The 24,293-nt window shown below is 68.7% G+C and carries 23 protein-coding genes; 2 read left to right on the forward strand and 21 right to left on the reverse strand.

Translation table 11 applies throughout. The features are described 5' to 3' along the window. Window positions 1–8: 8 nt before the first annotated feature. Window positions 9–3,443, reverse strand: a complete 3,435-nt coding sequence (locus AWQ68_RS16365) for a M28 family peptidase (RefSeq protein WP_245655946.1) — start codon at window positions 3,441–3,443, stop codon at window positions 9–11. A gap of 358 nt (window positions 3,444–3,801) precedes the next feature. On the opposite strand from AWQ68_RS16365, the gene AWQ68_RS16370 reads away from it, so the two are divergent. Beyond that, the gene (locus AWQ68_RS16370; RefSeq protein ID WP_066941224.1) at window positions 3,802–4,395 is read left to right on the forward strand and encodes a cob(I)yrinic acid a,c-diamide adenosyltransferase; all 594 of its coding nucleotides are present in this window, start codon (window positions 3,802–3,804) and stop codon (window positions 4,393–4,395) included. A 416-nt stretch (window positions 4,396–4,811) separates the two neighbouring features. Here the strand turns inward: AWQ68_RS16370 and AWQ68_RS16375 are convergent, their stop codons facing one another. The 15 genes from AWQ68_RS16375 to AWQ68_RS16440 form a co-directional block, all read right to left on the reverse strand. After that, complete coding sequence (locus tag AWQ68_RS16375) at window positions 4,812–5,210, reverse strand: DUF2550 domain-containing protein (protein WP_066941226.1); 399 nt, start codon at window positions 5,208–5,210, stop codon at window positions 4,812–4,814. Between the two features lie 23 nt (window positions 5,211–5,233). Then, window positions 5,234–5,635: a F0F1 ATP synthase subunit epsilon gene (locus tag AWQ68_RS16380; RefSeq protein ID WP_066941228.1), complete on the reverse strand. Its 402-nt coding sequence runs from the start codon at window positions 5,633–5,635 to the stop codon at window positions 5,234–5,236. A gap of 66 nt (window positions 5,636–5,701) precedes the next feature. Continuing rightward, window positions 5,702–7,129, reverse strand: a complete 1,428-nt coding sequence (gene atpD, locus AWQ68_RS16385) for a F0F1 ATP synthase subunit beta (protein WP_066941230.1) — start codon at window positions 7,127–7,129, stop codon at window positions 5,702–5,704. A 9-nt stretch (window positions 7,130–7,138) separates the two neighbouring features. Continuing rightward, complete coding sequence (locus AWQ68_RS16390) at window positions 7,139–8,041, reverse strand: F0F1 ATP synthase subunit gamma (protein ID WP_066941232.1); 903 nt, start codon at window positions 8,039–8,041, stop codon at window positions 7,139–7,141. Window positions 8,042–8,044: 3 nt separating this feature from the next. Continuing rightward, window positions 8,045–9,694: a F0F1 ATP synthase subunit alpha gene (atpA, locus tag AWQ68_RS16395; protein ID WP_066941234.1), complete on the reverse strand. Its 1,650-nt coding sequence runs from the start codon at window positions 9,692–9,694 to the stop codon at window positions 8,045–8,047. A 23-nt stretch (window positions 9,695–9,717) separates the two neighbouring features. Beyond that, the gene (locus tag AWQ68_RS16400; protein ID WP_066941236.1) at window positions 9,718–10,527 is read right to left on the reverse strand and encodes a F0F1 ATP synthase subunit delta; all 810 of its coding nucleotides are present in this window, start codon (window positions 10,525–10,527) and stop codon (window positions 9,718–9,720) included. 55 nt (window positions 10,528–10,582) lie between these two features. Beyond that, a complete protein-coding gene (locus AWQ68_RS16405) occupies window positions 10,583–11,125 on the reverse strand; it encodes a F0F1 ATP synthase subunit B (RefSeq protein WP_066941238.1) in 543 nt (180 codons plus the stop codon). A gap of 29 nt (window positions 11,126–11,154) precedes the next feature. Further along, on the reverse strand, window positions 11,155–11,376 hold the full coding sequence (atpE, locus tag AWQ68_RS16410) for an ATP synthase F0 subunit C (protein WP_066941240.1): 222 nt from the start codon (window positions 11,374–11,376) through the stop codon (window positions 11,155–11,157). A gap of 64 nt (window positions 11,377–11,440) precedes the next feature. Further along, window positions 11,441–12,232 carry a F0F1 ATP synthase subunit A gene (gene atpB / locus AWQ68_RS16415; protein ID WP_066941242.1) on the reverse strand — a complete coding sequence of 264 codons (792 nt, stop codon included), beginning with the start codon at window positions 12,230–12,232 and terminating at the stop codon, window positions 11,441–11,443. A 67-nt stretch (window positions 12,233–12,299) separates the two neighbouring features. After that, entirely contained in the window at window positions 12,300–12,515 is a 216-nt protein-coding gene (locus AWQ68_RS16420) for a hypothetical protein (protein WP_066941342.1), read from the reverse strand. Window positions 12,516–12,578: 63 nt separating this feature from the next. Then, complete coding sequence (locus AWQ68_RS16425; protein ID WP_066941244.1) at window positions 12,579–13,001, reverse strand: Cg1360 family ATP-synthase-associated protein; 423 nt, start codon at window positions 12,999–13,001, stop codon at window positions 12,579–12,581. A 151-nt stretch (window positions 13,002–13,152) separates the two neighbouring features. After that, the gene (locus AWQ68_RS16430; RefSeq protein ID WP_084464064.1) at window positions 13,153–14,418 is read right to left on the reverse strand and encodes a glycosyltransferase family 4 protein; all 1,266 of its coding nucleotides are present in this window, start codon (window positions 14,416–14,418) and stop codon (window positions 13,153–13,155) included. A gap of 57 nt (window positions 14,419–14,475) precedes the next feature. Next, window positions 14,476–15,741 (reverse strand): serine hydroxymethyltransferase, encoded by a 1,266-nt coding sequence (gene glyA, locus AWQ68_RS16435; RefSeq protein WP_066941246.1) that lies wholly within the window; start codon window positions 15,739–15,741, stop codon window positions 14,476–14,478. 184 nt (window positions 15,742–15,925) lie between these two features. Then, the gene (locus AWQ68_RS43560) at window positions 15,926–16,090 is read right to left on the reverse strand and encodes a hypothetical protein (protein WP_169808928.1); all 165 of its coding nucleotides are present in this window, start codon (window positions 16,088–16,090) and stop codon (window positions 15,926–15,928) included. Continuing rightward, window positions 16,091–17,278, reverse strand: coding sequence for a glycosyltransferase family 2 protein (locus AWQ68_RS16440; protein ID WP_218006895.1), 1,188 nt, complete (start codon window positions 17,276–17,278; stop codon window positions 16,091–16,093). A 175-nt stretch (window positions 17,279–17,453) separates the two neighbouring features. Between AWQ68_RS16440 and AWQ68_RS16445 the strand changes: the two genes are divergently transcribed. Next, entirely contained in the window at window positions 17,454–18,050 is a 597-nt protein-coding gene (locus AWQ68_RS16445) for a class F sortase (RefSeq protein WP_218006896.1), read from the forward strand. Window positions 18,051–18,450: 400 nt separating this feature from the next. On the opposite strand, the gene AWQ68_RS42505 is transcribed toward AWQ68_RS16445, so the two are convergent. The 5 genes from AWQ68_RS42505 to prfA all read right to left on the reverse strand — a co-directional run bounded on the left by AWQ68_RS42505 (window position 18,451) and on the right by prfA (window position 24,244). After that, entirely contained in the window at window positions 18,451–18,837 is a 387-nt protein-coding gene (locus AWQ68_RS42505) for a hypothetical protein (protein WP_245655947.1), read from the reverse strand. Continuing rightward, the gene (locus tag AWQ68_RS16455) at window positions 18,834–21,542 is read right to left on the reverse strand and encodes a beta strand repeat-containing protein (RefSeq protein WP_066941250.1); all 2,709 of its coding nucleotides are present in this window, start codon (window positions 21,540–21,542) and stop codon (window positions 18,834–18,836) included. Before AWQ68_RS16455 ends, AWQ68_RS42505 begins: the two co-directional genes overlap by 4 nt. Window positions 21,543–21,649: 107 nt before the next feature. Further along, window positions 21,650–22,300, reverse strand: coding sequence for an L-threonylcarbamoyladenylate synthase (locus AWQ68_RS16460; RefSeq protein ID WP_066941252.1), 651 nt, complete (start codon window positions 22,298–22,300; stop codon window positions 21,650–21,652). 34 nt (window positions 22,301–22,334) lie between these two features. Further along, window positions 22,335–23,189 carry a peptide chain release factor N(5)-glutamine methyltransferase gene (gene prmC / locus AWQ68_RS16465; protein WP_066941254.1) on the reverse strand — a complete coding sequence of 285 codons (855 nt, stop codon included), beginning with the start codon at window positions 23,187–23,189 and terminating at the stop codon, window positions 22,335–22,337. A gap of 8 nt (window positions 23,190–23,197) precedes the next feature. Beyond that, the gene (gene prfA, locus AWQ68_RS16470) at window positions 23,198–24,244 is read right to left on the reverse strand and encodes a peptide chain release factor 1 (protein WP_066941255.1); all 1,047 of its coding nucleotides are present in this window, start codon (window positions 24,242–24,244) and stop codon (window positions 23,198–23,200) included. Window positions 24,245–24,293 lie beyond the last annotated feature (49 nt).

A 24,293-nucleotide genomic window follows, 5' to 3' on the forward strand; every position in this document is an offset into this window, starting at 1 on the left:
AGTCGCGGTCAGAGAGTGATGCTCCAGGAGTCCAGGTAGCCCTGGTCACCCAGGTAGACGTCCTCGATGTCGAGCACCCACGTGCCCGACGCGTTCTGGTTCACCGGGACCGAGAAGGTCCTGGTGCCGTACGGGGTGCAGGTCGTGCCGCCGTACGCGTCCACCAGATACCAGGTGCCGTTGGGGCCGCGGAGCCAGATGTCCAGGTCCTCGGCACAGGGGTGACTGATGGTGAGGGACAGCTTGACCGGCGACACCGCCGCGCCCGACGCCGTGGACGTGATCGTGCTCTGCGCGTTCGACCAGTCCCGGATGGCGACGCGCGTGTTGTTGGTGAACGTCCTGCCGTCCGTGGTGCTCTGGACGGTCAGCGCGTACGTGGCGGTGCGGGTGCCGGTCTCGCCGGTGCCCGTCACCGTCACGGTGTACGAGCCGGCCGGTGTGGTGGCCGAGGTCGAGATCGTCAGGGTGGACGAGCCGCCCGAGGTCACCGACTGCGGGCTGAACGAGGCCGAGGCCCCGGTCGGCAGGCCGCTCGCGGACAGGTTCACCGTCTGCGCGGTGCCCGCCGTGGTGGCCGTGCCGATCGTGGAGGTGGCCTGCGCGCCCGCCTTCACCGTCCCGGACGCCGGGTTGGCGGAGATCAAGAAGTCGCGCGTCGGCGGCGTTCCGGTGCCGACCGCCTGCTTCCAGACCGCGTACAGGGCCGCGTCGGCCGCCCGGTCGAGGATGGTGTCGTTGATGTTGCTCGTGGTGTCGCACGAGGAGTGGTAGCAGGAGTCGTACGCCCGGCCCGCCGTGCCGCTCCACTTGGCCGCCTGCGCCGCCGTCTTGGTGTAGCTGGCGCCGGCCGCCACGCCGGAGCTGGCGATGCCCGCGTTCCGGAAGGAGGCGTCGTCGGAGCGGTTGGCGCCCTCGGTGTTCTCCTCGGGCTGGAGGTTCAGCTTGTCGTAGAACTCCTTCAGGTACTGCGCCGCGGTGGTGGTGATGTTGTTGATGAAGTAGCCGCCGTTGGGCGAGCCCACCATGTCGTAGTTGTAGTAGACCTTGATCTTCGACCGCTCCGTGGAGCTGAGCGAGTTGACGTAGAAGGCCGAGCCGTTCAGGCCCTGCTCCTCGTCGGTCCACCAGCCGAACCGCACGTGCTTGGCCAGGCTCGGGTTCTTGCTCGCCAGGGTGAGCGCGACCTCGAGTAGGGTGGCCGAACCCGAACCGTTGTCGTTGATGCCGGGACCGGCCGAGACGCTGTCGAGGTGGGCGCCGGACATGATGACCTGGCTCTCGTCACCGCCCGGCCAGTCGGCGATCAGGTTCGGGCCGGCTCCGCTGGTGCAGCGCGAGGTGCAGCTCTGCCTGGTCACGGCGTAGCCCGCGGCCTTCAGCTTGTCCTCGATGTACTGCACCGACTGCAGGTAGCCGTTGCCGGTGGACCTGCGGTTGCCGCCGTTGCTCGTGGCGATGCTCTGGAGCTGCGTCAGATGGCTCTTGATGTTGGTGACGCTGACATCCGGCGGCTCACTGCCGCCCGGCCCCTGCCCCACCTGGAGGCTGTAGGTGGCGCTGTGCGAGGTCGAACCGGTTCCCGTCACCGTGATCTGGTACGAGCCCTGCGCGGTGGAGGATCCGACGGACAGCGTCAGCGTCGAGGAGCCGCCCGAGGTCACCGACGACGGGTTGAAGGACGCCGTGGTACCGCTGGGCAGACCGGACGCGGAGAGGGTGACCGTCTGGGCGGAGCCCGAGGTGGTCTGCGTGTTCACCGTGACCGTCGCCTGCCCGCCGGGCTGCGCGCCGCCCGACGTCGGGGTGAGCGTGAGCGAGAAGTCGCTGGTGGCCGTGCCGCAGGCGGGCTCGTTCGACGCCGCCGCCACGCTGATCGCGCTCCACGCCGCCTTGGTGGTGTTGCACTCGGCGCTGTTGGCGCCGAACAACTCGATGGCCGCCGCCACGGACGCGGCGCGGACGTCGGTGTAGCGCCACGTGGACGTCTTGCGGTTCAGCGCGCCCAGGAAGATCTTTCCGGCGTTCTGGATGCCGACGCCGGTCACCGACGACGGCCCGCCGGAGCAGATCGGGCTGGACGGCTTGCCGCCGCCGGGGTTGCTGCCCTCGGCGAGCAGGTAGAACCAGTGGTTCAGCGGCCCGGCCGCCGAGTGGACCTCGGTGCTCGGGATCGAGGACGAGTAGCAGTTCGGGTCGCCGAGCGCGCTCGGGTTGTACATGTTCCGGATCGGCCCGTTGCCGACGAGATTCACCTTCTCGCCGACCAGGTAGTCCGGCGGATCGTTCGGGTTGTTCGCGTAGTGCTCGGTCAGCGCGCCGAAGATGTCGCCGGTGGCCTCGTTGAGCCCGCCGTTCTCGTTGCTCGAACCCGCGCCGCCCGGCGTCGTCTGGAAGATCGCGTGGCCGAACTCGTGCGCCACGACGTCGATGGTCGTCGCCTGCCGCGCGTTGTCCTGGCTGTGCCCGAAGTTGGTGTAGCTGCCGTTCCAGTACGCGTTGACGTCGCTCAGCCCGACCCGGGCGGGGAAGCCCCTGCCGGAGCCGTTGATGCCGTTGCGGCCCAGCCAGTCGCGCAGCATGTCCCACTCGCGCTGGACGGCGTAGAGGGTGTCCACGCAGGCCGTCTCCAGGTTGGTGCCCGAGCCGTTGCCCCACGCGTCGTCCGTGCCGGTGTAGGCCGAGCCGTTCTGGCCGCCGCACTGGATGCCGGGCCGGCTCGTGTCGGTCATCGAGTACGAGCTGCCCGAGCCGCTCGTGCCGATGGTGACCTGGCCGTAGTAGTAGCCGTTGCCGGTGCCCTCGCGGACCAGGTCGTAGGAGTCGGCGACCTCGCCGGTCCGGGCGTCCACGAAGACGTGCTGGACGCTGGGCTTGCCGCCGGCCAGGCCGGAGACGGTCGCCTCCCACGTGAGCCGTGGCTGATCGCCCCACGCCAGCACGACCAGGCGGGGCTCGGCGGAGTCGTCCACGCGGGACAGCCTGGACTTCGCCACGTCGACGGCCCGCGCGGCGCTGATCTTGGGGGTGATCGGCACGTCAGCCGCGTTCGGTCCCGTCGCCGCCACGGTGTCGCGGACGTGCCCCGCCGCGTCCGTCACGACGACCGCGTCGCCGCCGACCACCGGCAGTCCCTTGTACGTGCGCTCGTAGGCGACGAAGTACATGTCGCCCGCGCTCGGTGTCACCGCCGTGCGGCGGTACGCCTCATCGGGTCCCCTTCTCAGGTCGTCGATTCCGCTGGCGACGGCCTTGTCCGCCACCGCCGCGGCGAGCGATGCCGGATCCGCCGCGGCGATCGCCGCCGGGTCCGCGGCGATCCGCTCGGGGGCCTTGAACCGGTCCTTCGAGGGGCCCGGTGGGGCGGCGCTGGCCGGGGAGGCCAGCAGGGCCATCGACGCGGCGGTCGCCACGCCGACGGCGGCCGCGAGTAAGCGCTTCACGCTGTCGTGCTCCTTTCGGCGGATTCCCCGGGCCCGCCACCGCTGAGCGCGCGCCTGCCGGCGCGGGCCGAGGGTCACGCGGTGACGAGACGGGGAATTGGGGGGTGAAAGAACATGACGACGAGGTGAGCGAACCGTTTCGCGCCTCGTTGCCGCCAGACGCTAGGCTCCGCGCCGCCGCGTGGAAATCCGTATGGTCATCGGTAAGCGATACCGATAATTCGTCGGCCCTGGTCAGGCATGATCGAACTGCCGGGGAGCGTCGGGTCCGGGCGCGAGAGCGCGGTCACGGGAAGGTCGGCCGAGACGGAGGATCGCGCCTCCGAGCCGCCAGGAGCGCACCGTTACGCTGGCCCGTATGACGCGTGCTGACAACGACAAGCCGGTCGTTCTTTCCAAGATCTACACGAAGACCGGCGACGACGGGACCACCGCCCTCGGAGACATGAGCCGCACGTCCAAGACCGATCCGCGGCTCGCGGCGTACGCCGACGTAGAGGAGGCCAACGCCGCGATCGGCGTCGCGCTGGCGATCGGCGCATTGCCCGACGACATCCCGGCCGTCCTCCGGCGGGTGCAGAACGAGCTCTTCGACCTCGGCGCCGACCTGTGCGCCCCCGTCAAGGAGAACCCGGAGTACCCCCCGCTGCGGGTGGAGCAGTCCTACATCGCGTGGCTGGAGGAGCAGTGTGACCGGTTCAACGCGGATCTGAAGCCGCTACGGAGCTTCATCCTGCCCGGCGGAACCCCCGGCGTCGCGCTCCTGCACCTCGCCCGTACGATCGTCCGCCGGGCCGAGCGGTCCGCCTGGGCGGCCCTGGAGGCCCACGACGACGTGAACCCGCTGACCGCGAAATACCTCAACCGGCTGTCGGACCTGATGTTCATCCTGTGCCGGATCGCCGCCGGCGGCGACGAGATCCTCTGGACCCCCGGCAGCACACGGCGCTGAATCGCGCGAGCGCCGTCAATCATTACGGCGCCGAACCATCACGCTCGGGGCGCGGCGGTGTCTGGACTGAGGAGCGAGTGGGGAGCGAGGAACGAGCGACTCCGCGAGGGGCCCGGCGGTGTCTGGACTGAGGAACGAGTGGGCTGAGGAACGAAGCCCCGAGCGACGAGGGAAGACATCGACTGAAAGCGCCCCGAGCCCGCGCGAGCGAAGCGAGCGCAAATAGACACAGCGACGAGGGAAGACATCGCCTGAGGGCGCCCCGAGCCCGCGCGAGCGGAGCGAGCGCAAATAGACACGGGCGCGGCGGTGTCTGGACTGAGGAGCGAGCGGGCTGAGGGACGAGGCCCCGAGAGACGAGGGAAGACATCGACTGAGGGCGCCCCGAGCCTGCCGCGCCGAAGGCGCGGCAGATGCTAAGCCGCGTCCAGGTAGGCGCTGGGCGGGGCGGATTCGAGCCAGGCGAGGAAGCCGGTGAGGGCGTCCTCGCTCATGGCGAGGGCGAGCGGGCCGCGTTCGGCGGAGCATTCGACCGCCCAGTAGCCTTCGGGCCCCTCGCCGCTGCCGAGGCGTCTGCGCCGGGAAACCGTGAGGCCGCGCCTCGCAATCGCGTGGCGCGGCCTCAGGCGGAGTCCGAAGAACGGGATCCAGTGCAGCTCTCCCCCGGCGTAGCGGGCTACTCCGGCTTTCCAGCCCTGGTTTCCCGTGCGTACCCGGCAGACGACATTGCCCCGGCTCATGGCCAGGGCGACACCGCGTACGACGAGGAGGGCAGCGACAAGGGAAACGCCAGCGAAAACGTCGAGCGCCGCCATCGCCGCCCTCCTTCAGAAAAGAATCAGACCTCTTCCCCGGCTGCGCGCAGCCGGGCCCTGGCACGCTTGGCCGCCAGACGGATGTCCGCGTCCTCCTGACCGGCCTCGATCGAGGACTGCGCCCGCTGGAGCGCGTCCCTCGCGGCGGCCACGTCGACCTCGGAGCCGAGCTCGGCCGCCTCGGCCAGGATCGACACATCGTTGTTCGCGACGGAGATGAACCCGCCGTGAACCGCGGCGACGAGATCGCTCTCGCCACCGCGCTTGACGCGAAGAACACCGCCCTCGACGAGGACCCCGAGTACGGGAGCGTGTCCCGGCATAATACCGATCTCGCCGTCCACGGTCTTCGCAATCACCATGTCGGCCTCGCCCGACCAGATCTCACGTTCCGGCGACACGACGCCAACGCGAAGCTTTGCCACTTCAGGGCTCCCTTTCGATAGACGCCTGTACGGCTCAGGCGGAGCCGTACAGGCGTCGGAGGCGTCTTAGCGCTCGAGTTCCTTCGCCTTCGCGATGGCCTGGTCGATGCCGCCGACCATGAAGAACGCCTGCTCGGGCAGGTGGTCGTACTCACCCGCGCAGAGGCCCTTGAAGGAGGCGATGGTCTCGTCCAGCGGCACGAACTCACCCGGCTGGCCGGTGAACGCCTCGGCGGCGTACATCGGGTGGGAGAGGAACCGCTCGATGCGGCGGGCCCGGTTGACCGTGACCCGGTCCTCTTCGGAGAGCTCGTCGATACCCAGGATGGCGATGATGTCCTGCAGCTCCTTGTACTTCTGCAGGATTCGCTTGGTCTCCTGGGCCACCGCGTAGTGCTCGTCGCCGACGACCTGCGGGTCGAGGATCCGCGAGGTGGAGTCGAGCGGGTCCACCGCGGGGTAGATGCCCTTCTCCGAGATCGGACGCGAAAGCACCGTCTGGGCGTCGAGGTGCGCGAACGCGTTGTGCGGCGCCGGGTCGGTGATGTCGTCCGCGGGAACGTAGATCGCCTGCATGGAGGTGATCGAGTGACCGCGGGTCGAGGTGATGCGCTCCTGGAGAACGCCCATCTCGTCGGCCAGGGTCGGCTGGTAACCCACCGCGGACGGCATACGGCCGAGCAGGGTGGACACCTCGGAACCGGCCTGGGTGAACCGGAAGATGTTGTCGATGAACAGCAGCACGTCCTGCTTCTGCACGTCGCGGAAGTACTCCGCCATGGTCAGAGCGGACAGCGCGACCCGCAGACGGGTGCCCGGCGGCTCGTCCATCTGGCCGAAGACGAGGGCGGTGTCCTTGAGAACGCCGGCCTCATCCATCTCCAGCCAGAGGTCGTTGCCCTCACGGGTGCGCTCGCCGACGCCCGCGAACACCGAGGTGCCCGAGAACTTCAGCGCGACGCGGCGGATCATCTCCTGGATCAGAACGGTCTTGCCGACGCCCGCGCCGCCGAACAGACCGATCTTGCCGCCCTTGACGTACGGCGTGAGCAGGTCGATGACCTTGATGCCGGTGGGCAGCATCTCGGTGCGCGACTCGAGCTGGTCGAACGCCGGGGACGGACGGTGGATGCCCCACTTCTCGGTCACCTGGAGCGACGCGGTCGGCACGTCGAGGGACTCGCCGAGGGCGTTCCACACGTGGCCCTTGACGACGTCGCCGACCGGCACCGAGATCGGCGCACCGGAGTCGGTCACCGCGGCGCCGCGAACGAGGCCGTCGGTGGGCTGCATCGAGATGGCCCGGACCAGGTTGTCACCCAGGTGCTGGGCGACCTCCATGGTGAGGGTCTTGGTTTCGCCGCCGATGGTCACATCGACGTTCAGCGCGTTGTAGATGTCCGGCATCGCCTCGACGGGGAACTCCACGTCGACGACGGGACCCTTGACGCTCGCCACGCGACCAACGGTGGCCACGGCGGTCTCAACAGTCATTGTGGTTACTCACTCTTTCCCCGCTGCGGCGTCAGCGAGCGCGTTGGCGCCACCGACGATCTCGCTGATTTCCTGGGTGATCTCAGCCTGCCGAGCCTGGTTCATCTGCATGGTGAACACGCGGATGAGCTCGTTGGCGTTGTCGGTCGCCGACTTCATGGCCCGCCTGCGCGAGGCCTCCTCCGAGGCCGCCGACTGGAGCAGGGCGCTGAAGATACGCGACTCCACGTACCGCGGGAGCAGCGAGTCGAGCACCTCCGCGGCGTTCGGCTCGAACTCGAAGTACGGCGGGATGACGTCGTCGGACTCCGCCTCCGACTCCACGACCTCCAGCGGCAGGACCCGCTTGACCACGACGTTCTGCGTGAGCATCGAGACGAACTCGGTGGAGACGATGTGGATCTCGTCGATCCCGTTCTCCTCCTTGAACGACTCGATCAGCGTGTCGGCGATCGTCTTGGCGTCGGCGTACGACGGCTTCCGTGAGAAGCCCTCCCAGCGGCCGCCCATCTCGCGGTTGCGGAAGGTGTGCCAGGTGACACCCTTCCGGCCGACGACGAACGGCACGGCCCGGATGCCGCGCTCCTCAAGGAGCCCGCGCAGCGCCTCAGCCTCACGCAGGACGTTGGCGTTGAAGCCGCCGCAGAACCCGCTGTCGCTGGTGACGATCAGCACGCCCGCGCTGTGCGGCTGCTCCTTCTCGACGGTCAGCGGGTGGTCGACGCTCGACGTGTTGCTGACGACGCCGGACACCGCCCGCGTGATCTCCTGCTCGTACGGCACCGCCGCCTGCATGCGCTGCTGCGCCTTGACGATGCGCGACGAGGCGATGAGCTCCTGCGCACGGGTGATCTTCGCGGTGGACTTGACCGACGAGATCCGCCGCCGCAGCAATCTCAGCTGGGCACCCATGAGTTACTTCTTCTCGGACTTGCGGACGTGCTTGACGATCTTCTCCTGGCCGACCTCGCCGGCCTCGAGCGCCTCGACCGGCACGTCCCTGACCAGCAGCTCGCCGGACGAGGTCGTGAAGCCCTTCTTGAACTCGGTGATCGCGTCCTTGAGGACCGTGATCGTGTCGTCCGAGAGCTCCTTGGTCTCGCGGATGCCGTCGAACACACCCTTGTGCTGGCTCGCGAGGTAGTCGAGGAACTCGCCCTCGAAGCGGCGGATGTCCTCGACCGGGACGTCGTCCAGCTCACCGGTGGTGCCGGCCCAGATGGAGACGACCTCCTTCTCGACCGGGAAGGGGCTGTACTGCGGCTGCTTGAGCAGCTCGACCAGGCGCTGACCGCGCTCGAGCTGCGCCTTGGACGCGGCGTCGAGGTCGGAGGCGAACGCGGCGAACGCCTCCAGGTCGCGGTACTGGGAGAGCGCCAGACGGAGCGTGCCGGCGACCTTCCGCATGGCCTTGGTCTGCGCCGAGCCACCGACTCGGGAGACCGACACACCGACGTTGATGGCGGGGCGGACACCGGCGTTGAACAGGTCGGTCTCGAGGAAGACCTGGCCGTCGGTGATGGAGATGACGTTGGTCGGGATGAACGCCGACACGTCGTTGCCCTTGGTCTCGATGATCGGCAGACCGGTCATCGAGCCGCCGCCCATGTCGTCGGAGAGCTTGGCGCAGCGCTCCAGCAGACGCGAGTGCAGGTAGAAGACGTCACCCGGGTACGCCTCGCGGCCCGGCGGACGGCGCAGCAGCAGCGAGACGGCGCGGTAGGCGTCGGCCTGCTTGGTCAGGTCGTCGAAGATGATCAGGACGTGCTTGCCCTGGTACATCCAGTGCTGGCCGATGGCCGAGCCCGTGTAGGGCGCGATGTACTTGTAGCCCGCGGGGTCGGACGCCGGAGCGGCGACGATGGTGGTGTACTCCATCGCGCCCGCCTCCTCGAGGCGGCCCTTCACCTGGGCGATGGTGGAGCCCTTCTGGCCGACGGCGACGTAGACGCACCGGACCTGCCGGGACGGGTCGCCGGAGAGCCAGTTCTCCTTCTGGTTGATGATCGTGTCAACGGCGATCGCGGTCTTGCCGGTGCCACGGTCACCGATGATCAGCTGGCGCTGGCCACGGCCGATCGCGGTCATGGCGTCGATCGCCTTGATGCCGGTGGCAAGGGGCTCCTTGACCGGCTGGCGCTGCACGACCGAGGGGGCCTGCAGCTCCAGGGCGCGCAGGGTCTCGGCCTCGATCGCGCCCTTGCCGTCCAGCGGGTTGCCCAGCGGATCGACGACGCGGCCGAGGTAGTTGTCACCGACGGGAACGGAGAGGACCTCGCCGGTACGGCGGACCTGCTGCCCTTCCTCGATCTTGCTGAAGTCGCCCAGGATAACGACACCGATCTCCCGGACGTCCAGGTTCAGTGCCAGGCCACGCGTGCCGTCCTCGAACTCGAGCAGCTCGTTCGCCATCGTCGAGGGCAGGCCGGAGACATGGGCGATGCCGTCGCCACAGTCGACGACGGTCCCGATCTCCTCGCGCGCGGCACCTTCCGGCTCGTACGCCTGGACGAAGCGCTCAAGCGCGTCCCGGATCTCGTCCGGCCGGATCGTAAGCTCCGCCATCTCTCTTCTGTCTCCCTATTCGCCTAGCCGGCCAACCGGCGGCGTACTTCTTCGATACGTCCTGCGATGGTGCTGTCGATCAGGTCGTCGCCGATCCGGATCGAGAACCCACCGAGCACCTTGGGGTCCACCTCGACGTTCAGGTGGACATCACGTCCGTACGTGGCACGAAGCCAGGCGGCGAGACGCTGCTTCTGGGTCTCGTCGAGCGGAATGGCGCTGCGCACCACGCCGACCAGACGTTCCCGCTGCTGGGCGACGGTCAAGCCGTACTCGTCGAGGCCCGACTCCAGGCTACGTCCTCGCGGATGTGCCGCGAGCTGCGTGACCAGCCGGAGACTCGTCGGCGCGACCTTGCCGGACAGCAGCGAGTTCAGAAGCTCTCGCTTGCGGTCGCCCGGAATGGTGGCGTCGTTCACCGTGCGCCGCAGTTCCGGGTTGGCCGCGAGGATCCGGCCGAAGCGGAAGAGCTCGTCCTCGACGTCGTCGAGACGGCCCTGGCCCTCGGCCTCGGCGGAAGCGGCGATCACCGAGAGCCGCTCCAGCGCGTCGGCCAGGTCGCCCGGCCGGGACCACTTGGCCTCGACGGCGGCGACCACGGTCTCCAGCGTGGCCGTGCTCACCTTGTCCGACAGCAGCGACCGCACGATGTCGGCCTTCTGCGCGGCCGGGCGGGCCTGGTCGGAAAGGTTGCGGCGCAGGCCGTGCTCGCGGTCGAGCAGGCCGGCGACCGCGATGAGCTCGTCCGCGAGCGTGCCGAGGTCGGCGGAGCCGGCAACAGTGTTGAACCGCTCCTCGACCTCGGCGAGCGAAGCCCTGCTCAGACCTCTCATCGACCGATCACCGCCCCTCGTTCGCCGCGCTCAGCGCGTCGGGTTCGCCGCGACATCAGCGAACCGCCTGCGTTCCCTCGAGCTGCTCGAGGAACCGGTCGACGACACGGCGCTGCCGGGCCTCGTCCTCCAGGGACTCACCCACGATGCGGCCGGCGAGTTCGGTGGACAGGCGACCGATCTCACCGCGCAGCTGCGCCATGGCCTGCTGCCGGTCGGCCTCGATCTGCGCGTGAGCCGCCTGGATGAGGCGACGCGCCTCTTCCTGCGCCTCCTCGCGGAGCTCGGCCTTGATCCGGGCGCCCTGCTCGCGCGCCTCTTCCCGCATCCGGGCCGCCTCCTGGCGGGCCTCGGCGAGCTGGGCGCGGTACTGCTCCAGCGTGCGCTGGGCCTCGGCCTGGGCGTCCTCGGCCTTCTTGATGCCGCCTTCGATCGCCTCCGTGCGCTCGTTCAGCGTCTTCTGGATGCGCGGCGTCAGGATCTTGCCGACGACAACAAGGACGAGAAGGAACGCGAAGACGCCGACGACGAGCTCGTACAGGTGCGGCATGATCGGGCTGTTGCCCTCAACCGCGAGAAGCGTAGCTGCCGCTTTCATGGATGCAGCCTTCCGTCAGGGGTCTTCCGTCAGTAGATGAACGGCGCGACGAGGCCGATCAGCGCGAGGGCCTCGACCAGAACGAAGCCGAGGAGCATGTTCTGCCGGATCAGGCCGTAGGCCTCCGGCTGGCGCGCGATGGCCTGAAGGCCGTTGCCGAAGATGAGGCCGACGCCGATGCCGGGGCCAAGGGTCGCCAGGCCGTAACCGATCGAACCGATGTTGCCGGAGACCTCAGCGAGAACGCTCATTGCTTTTCCTTTACTGGACGGCCGGTGCAGGGTGTCACCGGTCTGGACTAGGCGGGAAGGGGTCTTAGTGCTCGGCGTGCAGGGAGCCGCCGATGTACATGGCGGCGAGCAGCGCGAACAGGAAGGCCTGCAGGAACTGGATGAACAACTCGAAGCCAGTCATGGCGATCGTGAAGAGGACACCCAGCACTCCCACCGGCGCTCCGAGCGGGGTCAGCTTCTCGAAGAGGAACCAGAAGCCCACCATGCTGAAGAACGCGATAATGATGTGACCGGCGAACATGTTCGCGAACAGTCGCACCGCGTGCGTGAAGGGGGCGACGATCATGTTCGAGAGGAACTCGATCGGAGCCAGCAGGAAGTAGATCGGCTTCGGCAGCCCGGGCGGGAACATCATGTTCTTGAAGTAGCCGAGACCGCCCTGGTGCTTCATGCCCAGGTAGATCTTCAACACGTAGACGGACACCGCCAGCACGATGGGGAAGGCGATGTGTGAGGCGACCGGGAACTGCAGGACGGGGATGACGCCCATCAGGTTCCAGATCCAGACCAGGAAGAAGAGGCTGAGCAGCAGGCCCATGTAGCGGTCGGCGTCCTTGCCCAGGAACGGCCGGGCCACCTGGTCCCGCACGAACATGTAGCCCATCTCGGCCACGTTCTGGACGCCCCTCGGCACCAGCTTGGGGTTGGCGAACGCCGACCAGCAGAAGACGATGACGACCAGCGAGCTCAGGAGCGCGAGCAGCACCGGCTTCGTCAGCCAGAAGGGCGCCCCGTCCCAGAGCGGGGGGAAGTCGAACAGTTCAAGCCCCGGGGCCTTGAACTCGTCGGCGGCGAGAACCGTCAGCGCGCTCACGCGGCGTTCCCTTCAACGTGGAGATGGATCAGGATGGCTTGCCCAGAGGGATGACCGTCGGCTGAGTTCAGCGACCGTACTTCAAGTAGACGAGGTAGATCGCGAGCACTACCCCGATGAGGATGCCGGCGGGAATGAAAGCGTGCACGCCCGTCCAACGGCTCAGCAACCAGCCGGAGCCGCCCCAGATAATCATTCCCGAGATCAGATAGCTGGGAATCGACCAGGCGGCATTGGCGAAGTCGCGGCCGTCCTCTTCTGGGCTGCGCTTCATTTCGCTCATCGCGGGCACGACGATAGCAGGCAGGGAGCGGACTAGTCATATCGGACTGCGCCGCGACGCGGATCACGGGTTTCCCTGCCCGGAAACTCCGGCCTCGGGCTCGACGTAAAGCAGCTTCAACTTCATGAAGCCGCGCATCTCCCCCGCGGTCCATGCAACGGTACACGCCACGACGGTCAGCGCGAAGGCGCGCGGGTTGAAGGCGGTCGCGTCCTCGAACGCCTTCAGCAGGGCCATGATGAGCAGGACCTTGACCGCGTAGCTCGCGATCGCGGCCAGCATCATCATCTGCGGCGAGATCCGACCGGCCCACGAGACGGCGACCAGGCCGACGGTGAAGAAGACCGCGACCAGGGCGATGCCTATGAGCGCGCCGATCGCGCCCTGAACACCGGCGAGAATCACCGCGACGACCACGGCGACCAGGCCCACCGCGAGGGTGGGGAGGGCGGCGCCCTTGAGCACGCGCACGTCGTTGGCCTGCATCGGAACTCCATGAACCGGTTGTCAAGCGAGCGATTGCTTCCAGAGAGATTCCAGCATGTGGAACTCCCTGCTAGTGAAAGCTATCACAAGCTCAGCGGGGGCTGCCTTTACCTGCCGGTTCGCGGCGGCGATCAGGAGTTCGGTACGGCGGTCAGAGGGGGGTGGCACGGGCGCGCCTCGTCGCGCTCGCCTCGGCCGTACCGGGATCGGAGGGGCCGGCGCCGAACGCGGAGGAGTGGCCGCCCGGCCGGCTCGCGCCGCCGGCCCCGGGCTCGTCCTTGCCGCGCCGCCGCTCGCGGCGCCCGCCCTTGCGCGAGCGCCACCGCGGCGAGGCCATCAGGATGAGCACGGCGATCGCCAGCACGACGGTGATCGGGAACAGGATCAGCGGCACGCCGCCGATCGACAGGCCGACCAGCGTGAACGAGAACAGGAACGTCCAGCCGTACATGATCAGGACGCTGCGGCGCTGCGAGTGGCCGATGTCGAGCAGCCGGTGGTGCAGGTGGCCGCGGTCGGGCGCGAACGGCGACAGGCCGGCGGACGTGCGGCGGACCACCGCCATGACCAGGTCCAGTAACGGCAGGACCATCACCGCGATCGGCAGCAGCAGCGGCAGCACGACCGGGAACTTGTTCATCCGGTCGATGGCGCCCGAGTCGACCGAGGAGATGATCGTGATCAGGGAGGTGGCGAGGAGCATCCCGATCAGCATCGCCCCGGTGTCGCCCATGAAGATCTTGGCCGGGTTGAAGTTGTGCGGCAGGAAGCCGAGGCACATCCCGATCAGGATCGCCGCGATGGCCGCCGTCACGTTGATGCGCGACCCGCTGCTGTTCTGCGAGAGCGCGATGGAGTACGCGAACGTCGCCAATGCCCCGATGCCCACGATGCCCGCCGCGAGCCCGTCCAGGCCGTCCACGAAGTTGACCGCGTTGATCACGATGACCACGATCATGATCGTGATGATCGTGCGCAGGTTGGCGTCGAGCCCGGTCGAGCCGCCCATGTCCTTGGGCAGTGGCAGCCAGGGCAGGTACATCCCGAAATAGACGAGCAGACCGCCCGCCGCGATCTGGCCGCCCAGTTTGACCAGGGCGTCCATGCCGAGCCAGTCGTCCAGGAAGCCGGTCAGCACGATCACGCCGCCCGCCACCAGAAGCGCGGTCACCGTCTGCCCTGCCTGACCCGTGGCGAGCGCGCCTCCGACGTAGGGCAGGTGTGTCGCGAGCAGCAGTCCGGCGGCCATCCCGCCGAACATCGCCAGGCCCCCCAGCCTCGGGATCGGCACCGTGTGCACGTCCCGGTCCCGCACTTCGGGCGCCGCGCCGATGCGCAGTGCGAACACCCGGACCGGAGGCACCAGCAGGTAGGTGACCGCGGCCGTGACGAGCGCCAGGAGCAGATATTCGCGCACGGACCTAGTTTCTCGCTTGGGCGGACCAGTTGTGACGGGAAAAGGCGGCGAAGCGCCTCATTCGCCGGGATAAGCCGGATGCGCGGCGGTCAGCGCCCTTACCCGTTCGATCACTGACGTTATAGCACCAGGCTTGCACACGGCCTGCACGACTGCTGAGGCGATCTCTTTCATCTCCCCCGGCTCCATGCCCTGGGTGGTCACACAGGACGTGCCGATCCGGATGCCCGAGGTGACGGTGGGCGGCTGCGGGTCGTACGGGATGGCGCCGCGGTTGAGGATGATCGCCGCCTCCTCGCAGCGGCCCTCCGCCTCCGCTCCCGTCACACCGGCACCGCGTACGTCGAGCAGAACCAGGTGGGTGTCCGTGCCGCCCGAGACGGGACGCAACCCCTCGGTGGTGACCGCCTCGGCGAAGGCAGCCGCGTTCTCCACGACTCTCGCGGCGTACGTGCGGAACTCGGGCCGCAGCGCCTCTCCGAACGCGACCGCCTTCCCGGCCACCGAGTGCATCAGCGGGCCGCTCTGGGCGAAAGGGAAGACCGCTCGGTCGATCCGCTGCGCGAGTTCGGCGGTGCAGAGAATGCCGCCGCCGCGCGGCCCGCGCAGCGTCTTGTGGGTGGTGAACGTGACCACGTCCGCGTACGGCACCGCGGACGGGACGGCCTCCCCCGCCATCAGCCCGATCGTGTGCGCGGCGTCCACCAGCAGCCAGGCGCCGGTCTCGTCGGCGATCCCCCGGAAGGCCGCGTAGTCGATCAGCCGGGAGTAGGTCGCGGCGCCGCAGATGATCAGCTTGGGGCGGTGCCTGAGCGCGAGGTCGCGGACCTCGTCGTAGTCGATCAGCTCGTTGTCCCGGCGCACGCCGTAGGAGACGACGTCGAACCATCGGCCGGAGAAGTTGGCCTTGGACCCGTGGGTCAGGTGGCCGCCGTGCTGCAGCGCCATCGCGAGCACGGTGTCGCCGGGCTTGAGCAGCGCGGCGTAGGCGGCGAAGTTGGCCGAGGCCCCGGTATGGGGCTGGACGTTCACGTGATCGGCGCGGAACAACCGCCTGGCCCGGTCGACGGCGAGCCGCTCGGCCTGGTCGACCACCTCGCAGCCGGCGTAGTACCGCCGTTCGGGGTATCCCTCGGCGTACTTGTTGGTGAGCGTGGAGCCGAGGGCCGCCATCACGGCGGGCGAGGTGAAGTTCTCGCCCGCGATGAGCTGGAGCCCGCCGCGCAGCCGGGCGAGCTCGTCCAGAAGCAGTTGCGCGACCTCGGGATCCTGCCGCGCCAGTTGGGAGAAATCGGGTCCGTAGAACGGGTGCGTCTCATTCATCGACCGGGCTCACATCGCAGGAACGACCGTTCTCCCAATGTAAGCCCGGAAATGGCCGCCACGGCTGCCCTCAACGGGCTTTACGGAAGCTCTACCGAATATCAGGGAAATTGCGGCAGAGCACCGCGGGATCGCCGCGGCGGCCGTTTACGTGAACACGCTGTCGGCCATTACCGAACGGCGATCACGACTGCCGCTTCGGGATGATCCGCTTGATCGCGACGGCCGCGGAGACCAGCGTAAACGCGCCCAGCGCGATCCAGAAAGCGTTCCAGCCGACGAAGGGGGCCGACAGCGCGCCGCCTCCGAAACCGGCGGCAACACCACCGATAGGGGGATTGTTGTACATTTACCATTTCCTTTCTCTACGCCATGCGGCGTCCCAGAAGGCTTTCGCCTGAGCGATCTGCAGGAATACGTCGAAAACCATTTCGACGAACAGCAGGCTCGCGATCGCCATCTGCTTGGGGCCCCTGCTGCTGACGGTCACGACCCGCTCGATCATGAAGATGACCGTGATGGCCAGCCAGAGAGGATGAATCACCAGTCCGCCCGCGACGACGATCGACCATGTCGTCGCGCCGAGATAGGCGAAGATCACGATGATGCCGACGAGCGACAGGAGCTGGCGCCCCCAGTAGGGCAGGGTCACCCGCGTCCAGCCGTAGTCCGTGAGGTTCTCCAGCGCCCCACGTTTCCACCGGAGACGCTGCTTGAAGAGGTCCGCCCAGGTCTCCATGACCTCTGTGGTGAGCGTGCACTCGGCGGGGCAGAGGATGCGGAACCTCAGGTGCAGGAGGGCCAGGGTCAGCTCGTTGTCCTCGGTCAGGACGCGCACGTCGTACACCCGGTCGCGTCCGGGCAGGCGGCCGGCGCGCCGGGCGGACACGACCTCCTTGAGCGCGAGGGCGCGGAACAGCGTCGCCGTACCGGTCAGCACAAGGGCCTTCCCCTGAAGCCTGCGCACGTCCCGGGCGTAGCGGGCGTACTCGTTCCGCTGGAACATGCCCACGAGGCCGCCGCCGGGCTTTCCGGTGAACGTGCCGCCGATCGCGGCCAGCTTCCCGGGCGCCAGCCTGGCGACCGCATTGTGGATGAACCCGGGATGGAGCGCCGAGTCCGCGTCCATGACGAGCACCGCGTGCCGACCGTCCAGGTCCGGCAGCAGTCCCTCCAGCACCTGGTTGAGCGCGCCCGCCTTCTTGTGCCGGTTGCCGACCGTCCTGATCACCTCGGCGCCGTACGATCGGGCGATCTCCTCGGTCGCGTCGGTGCAGTTGTCCGCGACAACTATGACCTTGTCGGGCTTGCGCTGCTGGAGGTGGAGCGACTGGATGGTCTCCGCGATCTGGTCTTCCTCGTTGTGCGCGGGGACGAGCACGATGACCCGCATCTCGGAGATGTCCACCGGGGGCAGGTCGCGGCCGCCGTCCGCCCGCGAGGAGGCCCGATGCCGGCCGGGATCGCCGTACGCGCGCGCCCTGCCACCGAGGCGCCGTATTTGGTGAGGGGCGCGCCGGGTCCCCACCCGAACCATCACTGACCGTCCCGAACAAACTCTATAGACCGTTCCATATGATCTTAAAGGTATATTTGTGGCCTATGGGACAGAACGCTGTCGTGTTGCTTAAATCACAGCAAACGCTGCAAATCGGAGCATTTTGATGCGGCGCGGGTTTGCGGGCGGAGTCGCGGCTCTCGCCCTGGTCACCGTGTCCGTCGCCGCGTTCGCGCTCGGCTGTTCCCCCGACGCCGCCCCGTCTCTGCCGCCCGCTCCGCCCCTGAGCGCGGCCACCCCGGAGGCGGCGCCGACGGCCGCCAAACCGGCGAGGCCGACCGCGAAGGCGATGCCCGCCTCGCCTCCGGTACGGCTGGAAATCCCGCGGATCGGCGTGCGTACGGGCCTCATGACGCTCGGCAAGAACCCGGACGGCACGCTGGAGGTGCCGCCACTCTCCCGGGTGGACGAAGCGGGCTGGTACCGGCTCGGCCCCGCGCCGGGAGCGACCGGACCGGCCGTGATCGTCGGGCACGTGGACTCGAAGCAGGGGCCGGGGGTCTTTTTCCGCCTCGGCGACCTGCGGCCGGGCGACACCGTGAAGGTGTCCCGACAGGACGGGACACAGGCCACATTTAGCGTCGATTCCCTAGAAAGCGTACGAAAAGATCGTTTTCCGACGGGGAAAGTGTACGGAATGACGGATTTCCCAGGTCTGCGACTGATCACTTGTGGTGGAACCTTCGACCAGGGAAGCGGGCACTACCTCAACAACGTGATCGTCTACGCGCACCTGGTTTCTCCCCGGTGACCTTGGACGCCCCAGCGCCCTCCGGCCCGTCGCATTCCGTCCGAGGCCACCGTGTGCACCGGCACCATCGCTGACATCGGCGAAGGTGGACCCGGGGCGACGGAGACCGAAGACATGCCCAGACCGGCCGACCATCGCGGTCGGTGAAGACGTCCCCGGACCGGTGGAGACAACGCCGCAGTGGGTGAGGACGGGCCTCGATCGATGAAGCCGGAACCGAAATCGACGGAGACAAGGCCAGGGTCCGTATACACGTCGGGGCGGGCGACGACGGCCACAGACGGTAGGGCGACCGGCCTGGGGGCCCGCTTTGGTGACCCGCTTTGGTGACCCGCTTTGGTGGGGACAGCCCGGCTTGGGGAAGACGGGCCGACGTGGGCGCCGTCCAGGTGACGAGGTGTCAGGAGAACGCGGGCGGCGCGCCGACGCCCCTGGGGATCCACCGCGGCGTGTCGGCGGCCTGGTCGCTGATGGCGGTCAGCACGGCCTGCCGGTACATCGCCAGCCGGTTGCGCCACTCGGCCACGTCGTCCACGTACCGCTTGGCCACGGGCGCGTCCCAGACGTCGGTGCTCCGCGCCATCTGATACGGCTTGTCCAGAGATCCGGTGAGCTGTTCCATGAGCGGCAGAACCTGGAGCCAGAGATCGACGAGCCGCTGGTATTCGGGGTTGAACACCCACGTCGTGTGCTGGCCGCCGGGCGCGAGCAGATCCGTGGCCGACGGCGCGGGCGGCGTCTCTCCCGCCTGGAGCGGTGTGGGCGCGGGCGGATCCCCATAGATCACGTCTTTCCTCCCTTGGCCTTCTCTCTCGCCGCGTCCACGGAGTCCGGCGTGCCGTGAACGGCGTCACCGCCACCCGTGGCGAACGGATCTTCCGTAACGTTGTCCTCCGGCGTTCCCACGTAATCTCCGAGAGGGTCTCCGGGGGCCAACCCCGGATGACGTACGCTCTGCCGGGTCGGCTCCAGGGGCTCGACGAATCCCGGCGGGCCGTCGGGGTGCGGCCCGGGCGACGTGCCAGACGCCGCGTGAACCCCTACCGCATGAACACCCGCCCCGTGAGCTCCGCTCCCCTGCGTTCCGGTCCCGTGAGCTCCCGATCCGTGAGCTCCCGATCCGTGAGCTCCCGATCCGTGGCCACCCGATGCGTGGGCGACCGATCCGTGGCCGCCTGACCCGTCGGCCCCTTGGATGGCCGCACCGCCGGTTCCCGACGCGTGAACGCTCGATCCCTGGCCGCCTGAACCATGAACGCCGGAGCCGAGGTCGCCGGAACCTTGGGCGCCTGTCGTGCCGGTTCCTGATGCGTGTCCGGCTGTCCCGGTCGCGGCTCCGGTGGTCACCGTGCCCGCCCCCGCGCCTGCTCCGGTCGTCGTAGCCCCTGTTCCAGCGCTACCCGCATCCGGCGCGTGCCCGGAGCCGGGGCCGCCGACGGCGCCTGTGTCCGGGGTTCCTGTAGCGGCACCGGCCGTGACGTGCGCGGTCGTGGGCTGGGCCGCGCCGCCGTCCACCGAGGTGAGAGCGGCGTCGGCGACGTGGTTCATGGGCGTGGAGACGACCTTCACGCCGTCCACGACGATCACCTGCCGCCCGACGGTCTGATCGATGTCGTCCGGATGGTCCTTCCACGGCGTGTCGATGATGAGGGAATCGTCCCGCGAAAGGCCTGAGCCGCCGGCGGCCGATGCGCCGTCCCCTCCGTAGGCACCGTGTGCCACCGCGCCCGTAGTAGCCGGGACGCCGTGCGACGCCGTCCCGGTATCACCGGAGACCGTAGTCGCTGTCCCTGGGGAGGAGGCAGATGACGCTTCCCCGGTCGTGCCGATGATCGAGCTCCCCCAGGCGTCCCCTGTACCGCTCGCGGACGAGGCCGCACCCGCACCGCCGCCTGTGGCAGCTGGGGCGCTTGAGGACGTGCCGGCCGACACGTCCCCGGCCTGGCCGGTAGCCGTGACGCCCGCATCGCCACCGCCCCCCACACCGGGTATGCCGCCGGACGACACCCCCGCGCCGGGGGCAGCCGCCGTTTCGCCGTAGGAGGCCGCGTGCACCCCGGCCCCGGCGTCGCCGTACGCAGGGGATGCGGCGGTGGACGCGCCGTCAGCACCGCCGAGGGGCACGCCGGGCGCATGTGTCGCGGTGCTGCCGGACGTTACGGCCCCTGTCGTGCTCGTGGCCGCTCCGTCGGTCGTGCCGACCGGAATTCCTCCTGAGCCGGCGCCCGCGGAGGCCGTACCCGCCGCCGGGGTGCCGGTCGAGGTGGTGCCGGCCGCGCTCGCGGACGCATCTCCTGCCGCCCCCACGGAGCCGCCGTCTGCCGTCGTGATGGTGCTTCCCGTCCCGGCGGCACCGGCGGCTGTGCCCGTCGAAGCGTGGCCGACACCTGCCGTCGTTCCGGTGGACGCATCGACGGCACCCGTCGTCGTCCCGGCAGAGACGTCTCCAGCCGCCGTACCAGGAGAGGAACCTCCGGCACCTGTTGCCGAGCCGCTCGAAACGTCGCCGGCACCCGCGGTCGTGATGGTGCTTCCCGCACCGGTGGCCGTCCCGGTCGAAGCATGTCCGGTACCCGTCGTCCCGCTGGACGCGCCTCCGGTGCCGGTGGAGGCGTGTCCGGTGTCGGTGCCGTTCCAGGTGTCGTAGACGGCGTCCGGATGGGGGTTGTCGACGGCGATCTTCGGGGCGGGGGCGGCGGTGGTGGCTTTCGGGGCGACGTCCTCTGACGCGATGTCCACCCGGATGGGCTCTTCGTCCGTCTTGCCCCCGCCGGAGGAACCGCCGGTCTTCGGCGCGTGTTCCTTGGCCTTCCCGGGGTCTTTGCCGGGATTGTCGGCGCTCCCCCGACCGTCGGTCTCCTTGCCGGTGGATCCGTGCCCGGCATCCTTCCCGGATTCCTTGCCGGACGCTTTCCCGTGCTCTTTGGCGGTCTCCTTGCCGGAGTCGTGGCTGGGGTCCTTGGCCGCGCCGTCCTTGGGGTCGTCCGCCGGTCGGGTGATGTCCGGTTCGGCGTCGGTGCCCTTGGACGTGCCATGGTCCGGAGACTTTGTCTTCTTGTGCGGCGAATCATCGGATGTGCCGTGCGCGCCCTTATCGGGCCCGTTGTCGGCCCCCTTGGCCGAGTCCGATCCCTTACCGGAATGCGGGTCCTTGTCCGTAGGCGTCTTCTTGGCGGTGTCGTCCTTGGGGTCGTCCGCCGGTTTCGTGATGTCGCGCTCGGCACCGGAGGACGCCGACGACGGCCTGGCCGCCCCGGACGACTGCTTCTCCTTCTTCTCCAGGAGGTCGAGCCGTACGGCGACGTCCTTCACCATCGCGCCGCAGGCGTCCGCCACCTGGGCGGGACGGTGGGTCGTCTGTACGGCGACGCCGGCGGCGCGCGTGAGCCGCGTGACCTGGGCCTCGATGCCGTCCATCTGCTTCGCGGCCTGCTTGACGTGGGCCAGCAGTTCGCGGACCAGCTTCGGGTCCATCCCGTCCAGTTTGGGCATGGGCACGCCTCCACGAAGACATCGGCGCACTTACCGTAACCGCGACGTTAGCCCGACATGCCTTCGATAGCCAGACGGCATGATTGACCCGGTTTGCTGGTGTTGAGTCAATCCCCCGTGGCGATGTAGCTCACCACACCGCGCAGCTTCTCCACGGAGAGCGCACCCTTGCGTAGCACCCGGGGCACCGCGCTGGTCAGGTCCACGATCGTGGAGGGCACGTCGTCGGCGCACTTGCCGCCGTCCAGATAGACGGCGACGGAGTCTCCGAGCTGCGCCTCCGCCTCCTCGGCGGTGGTGGCGGGCGCGGCGCCGGACCGGTTGGCGCTGGAAACCGCCATGGGGCCGGTGTCCTTGAGCAGGTCGAGCGCGATGGCGTGCAGCGGCATCCGCACGGCGACGGTGCCCTTGGTGTCGCCGAGGTCCCACGACAGCGACCGGTTGGCCCGGCAGATCAACGTCAGCGGTCCGGGCCAGAACGAGTCCACCAGGTCCTGTCCGTACGGACCGAGGTCCTCGACCAGGGCGGTCGCCGCGCGTACCGTGCCGACGAGCACAGGGACCGGCATGTCGCGGCCGCGTCCCTTGGCCTCCAGAAGCGCCGCCACGGCCGACGGGGTGAAGGCGTCGGCGCCGATGCCGTACACCGTGTCCGTCGGCAACACCACCAGTTCGCCCCCGCGTACGGCCGACGCCGCGTCGATCAGCCCGGAGGTGCGCTCGCCCTGCTTCGCACAGTCATAGCGCCTACTGCTCATGCGTCCCATCTCCTTCTCAGGTACGGCACGGCTCTCACTCCTGTCCGAGGCGCCCGGTGACGAAACGGTCCCGCCCCGTGAGGTCCTGGCGCAGCCGTACGTCACGCCAGCCGTTGTCCTCCGAGAAGAGCCAGTAGACGGCGTTGCCCTGCTCGTCGGCGTGCTCGACCGCGACGAACCCGCCCGGCCGCAGCAGCCGCCGTGCCGTGCGTTCGACCGCTCTGACCTCGTCGAGGCCGTCCTCTCCGGAACCGTACAGGGCGCGCGACGGGTCGTAGTCGCGTACCTCGGGGTCGCGCGGGACGGCTCCCGGCGGGATGTACGGCGGGTTGGAGATCACCAGATCGACCTTGCCGTTCAGTTCCCGCAGGCAGTCGGTGAGGTCCTCCGGATGCAGCGTCGTCCGACCCTGGCCGTGCTCCAGGATGTTCCGCTTGGCCCAGCCGTACGCCACGGGGTCGATCTCGACGGCGTGGACCTGGGCGAGCGCCACCTCCTGTGCGATCGACAGCGCGATGGCGCCGGATCCCGTGCCAAGGTCGACGACGACGGGTGAGGCGACGTCCATCTCGCGCAGCCGGTCGATCGCCCAGCCGGCCACGACCTCGGTCTCGGGCCGAGGAACGAACACACCGGGGCCCACTTCGAGCGAGAGGTAGCGGAAGTAGGCCCGGCCGGTGATGTGCTGCAGCGGCTCCCGGGCCTCCCTACGCGCGATGCCCTCCCAGAAGAGGGCGTCGAAGTCCGCGTCCTTGACGGTGTGCAGCTTGCCGCGCGGCACGCCGTGCACGAAGGCCGCGATCTCCTCGGCATCGGTTCGCGGTGACGGCACGCCCGCCTCGGCGAGCCGGGCGGTGGCGAGTGCGATCTCGTCAAGCAGGAAGGTCATCGGTCCACTTACGAATGGGCAGCCAGCTTTTCCGCCAGTTCGGCGTCGAGCAATGCCTGTATCACCGCGTCCAGATCCCCGTCCAGGACTTGGTCGAGGTTATAGGCCTTGAAGCCCACCCGATGGTCGGAAATGCGATTCTCAGGGAAGTTGTAAGTACGGATCCGCTCAGAACGGTCGACCGTACGCACCTGCGATTTGCGCTCGGCCATGGCCGCCGCCTCGGCCTCTTCCTGGGCCATCGCGAGCAGGCGGGCCCGCAGGATGCGCATCGCCGACTCCTTGTTCTGGAGCTGGCTCTTCTCGTTCTGGCAGGACACGACCACGCCGGTCGGGACGTGGGTGATCCGGACGGCGGAGTCGGTGGTGTTGACGCTCTGGCCACCGGGGCCGCTCGACCGGAAGACGTCGATCCGCAGGTCGTTGGCGTCGATCTGGACGTCCACCTCTTCGGCCTCGGGGTAGACGAGCACGCCCGCCGCCGAGGTGTGGATGCGGCCCTGGGACTCGGTCACCGGGACGCGCTGGACGCGGTGGACGCCACCTTCGAACTTGAGGCGGGCCCAGACGCCCTCTCTGCCCTTGATCGCGACCGTGACGTCCTTGTAGCCGCCGAGGTCGGAGTGCTGGGCGTCGATGATCTCGGTCTTGTATCCGACGCGCTCGGCGTATCGCAGGTACATCCGCAGGAGGTCGCCGGCGAACAGGGCCGACTCCTGGCCGCCCTCACCCGCCTTGATCTCCATGATGATGTCCTTGTCATCGTTCGGGTCGCGCGGGACCAGGAGGTGCGTCAGCCGCTCCTCCAGCGCCGGGATGCGACCCTCCAGCTCGGTGGCCTCGTCGGCGAACGCCGAGTCCTCCGCCGCCAGTTCCCGCGCCGCCGCGAGGTCCTCCCGGACGCCCTCCAGCTCGCGGTACGTCGTGACGATGGGCGTGAGCGTCGCGTAGCGCTTGCCGTACGTCCGCGCCTTGGCCTGGTCGGCGTGCACGGAGGGATCGGCGAGCTTCAACTCCAGATCCGCGTACTCACTGATGATCTCGTCGAGATTCACCGCGATCCTTTCCTTGGGTACGGCTTTCGGGATTTGGCCTCCATCACGA

The organism is Microtetraspora fusca, from assembly GCF_001570365.1.
In the GTDB taxonomy this organism is placed as follows: Bacteria; Actinomycetota; Actinomycetes; order Streptosporangiales; family Streptosporangiaceae; genus Microtetraspora; species Microtetraspora fusca.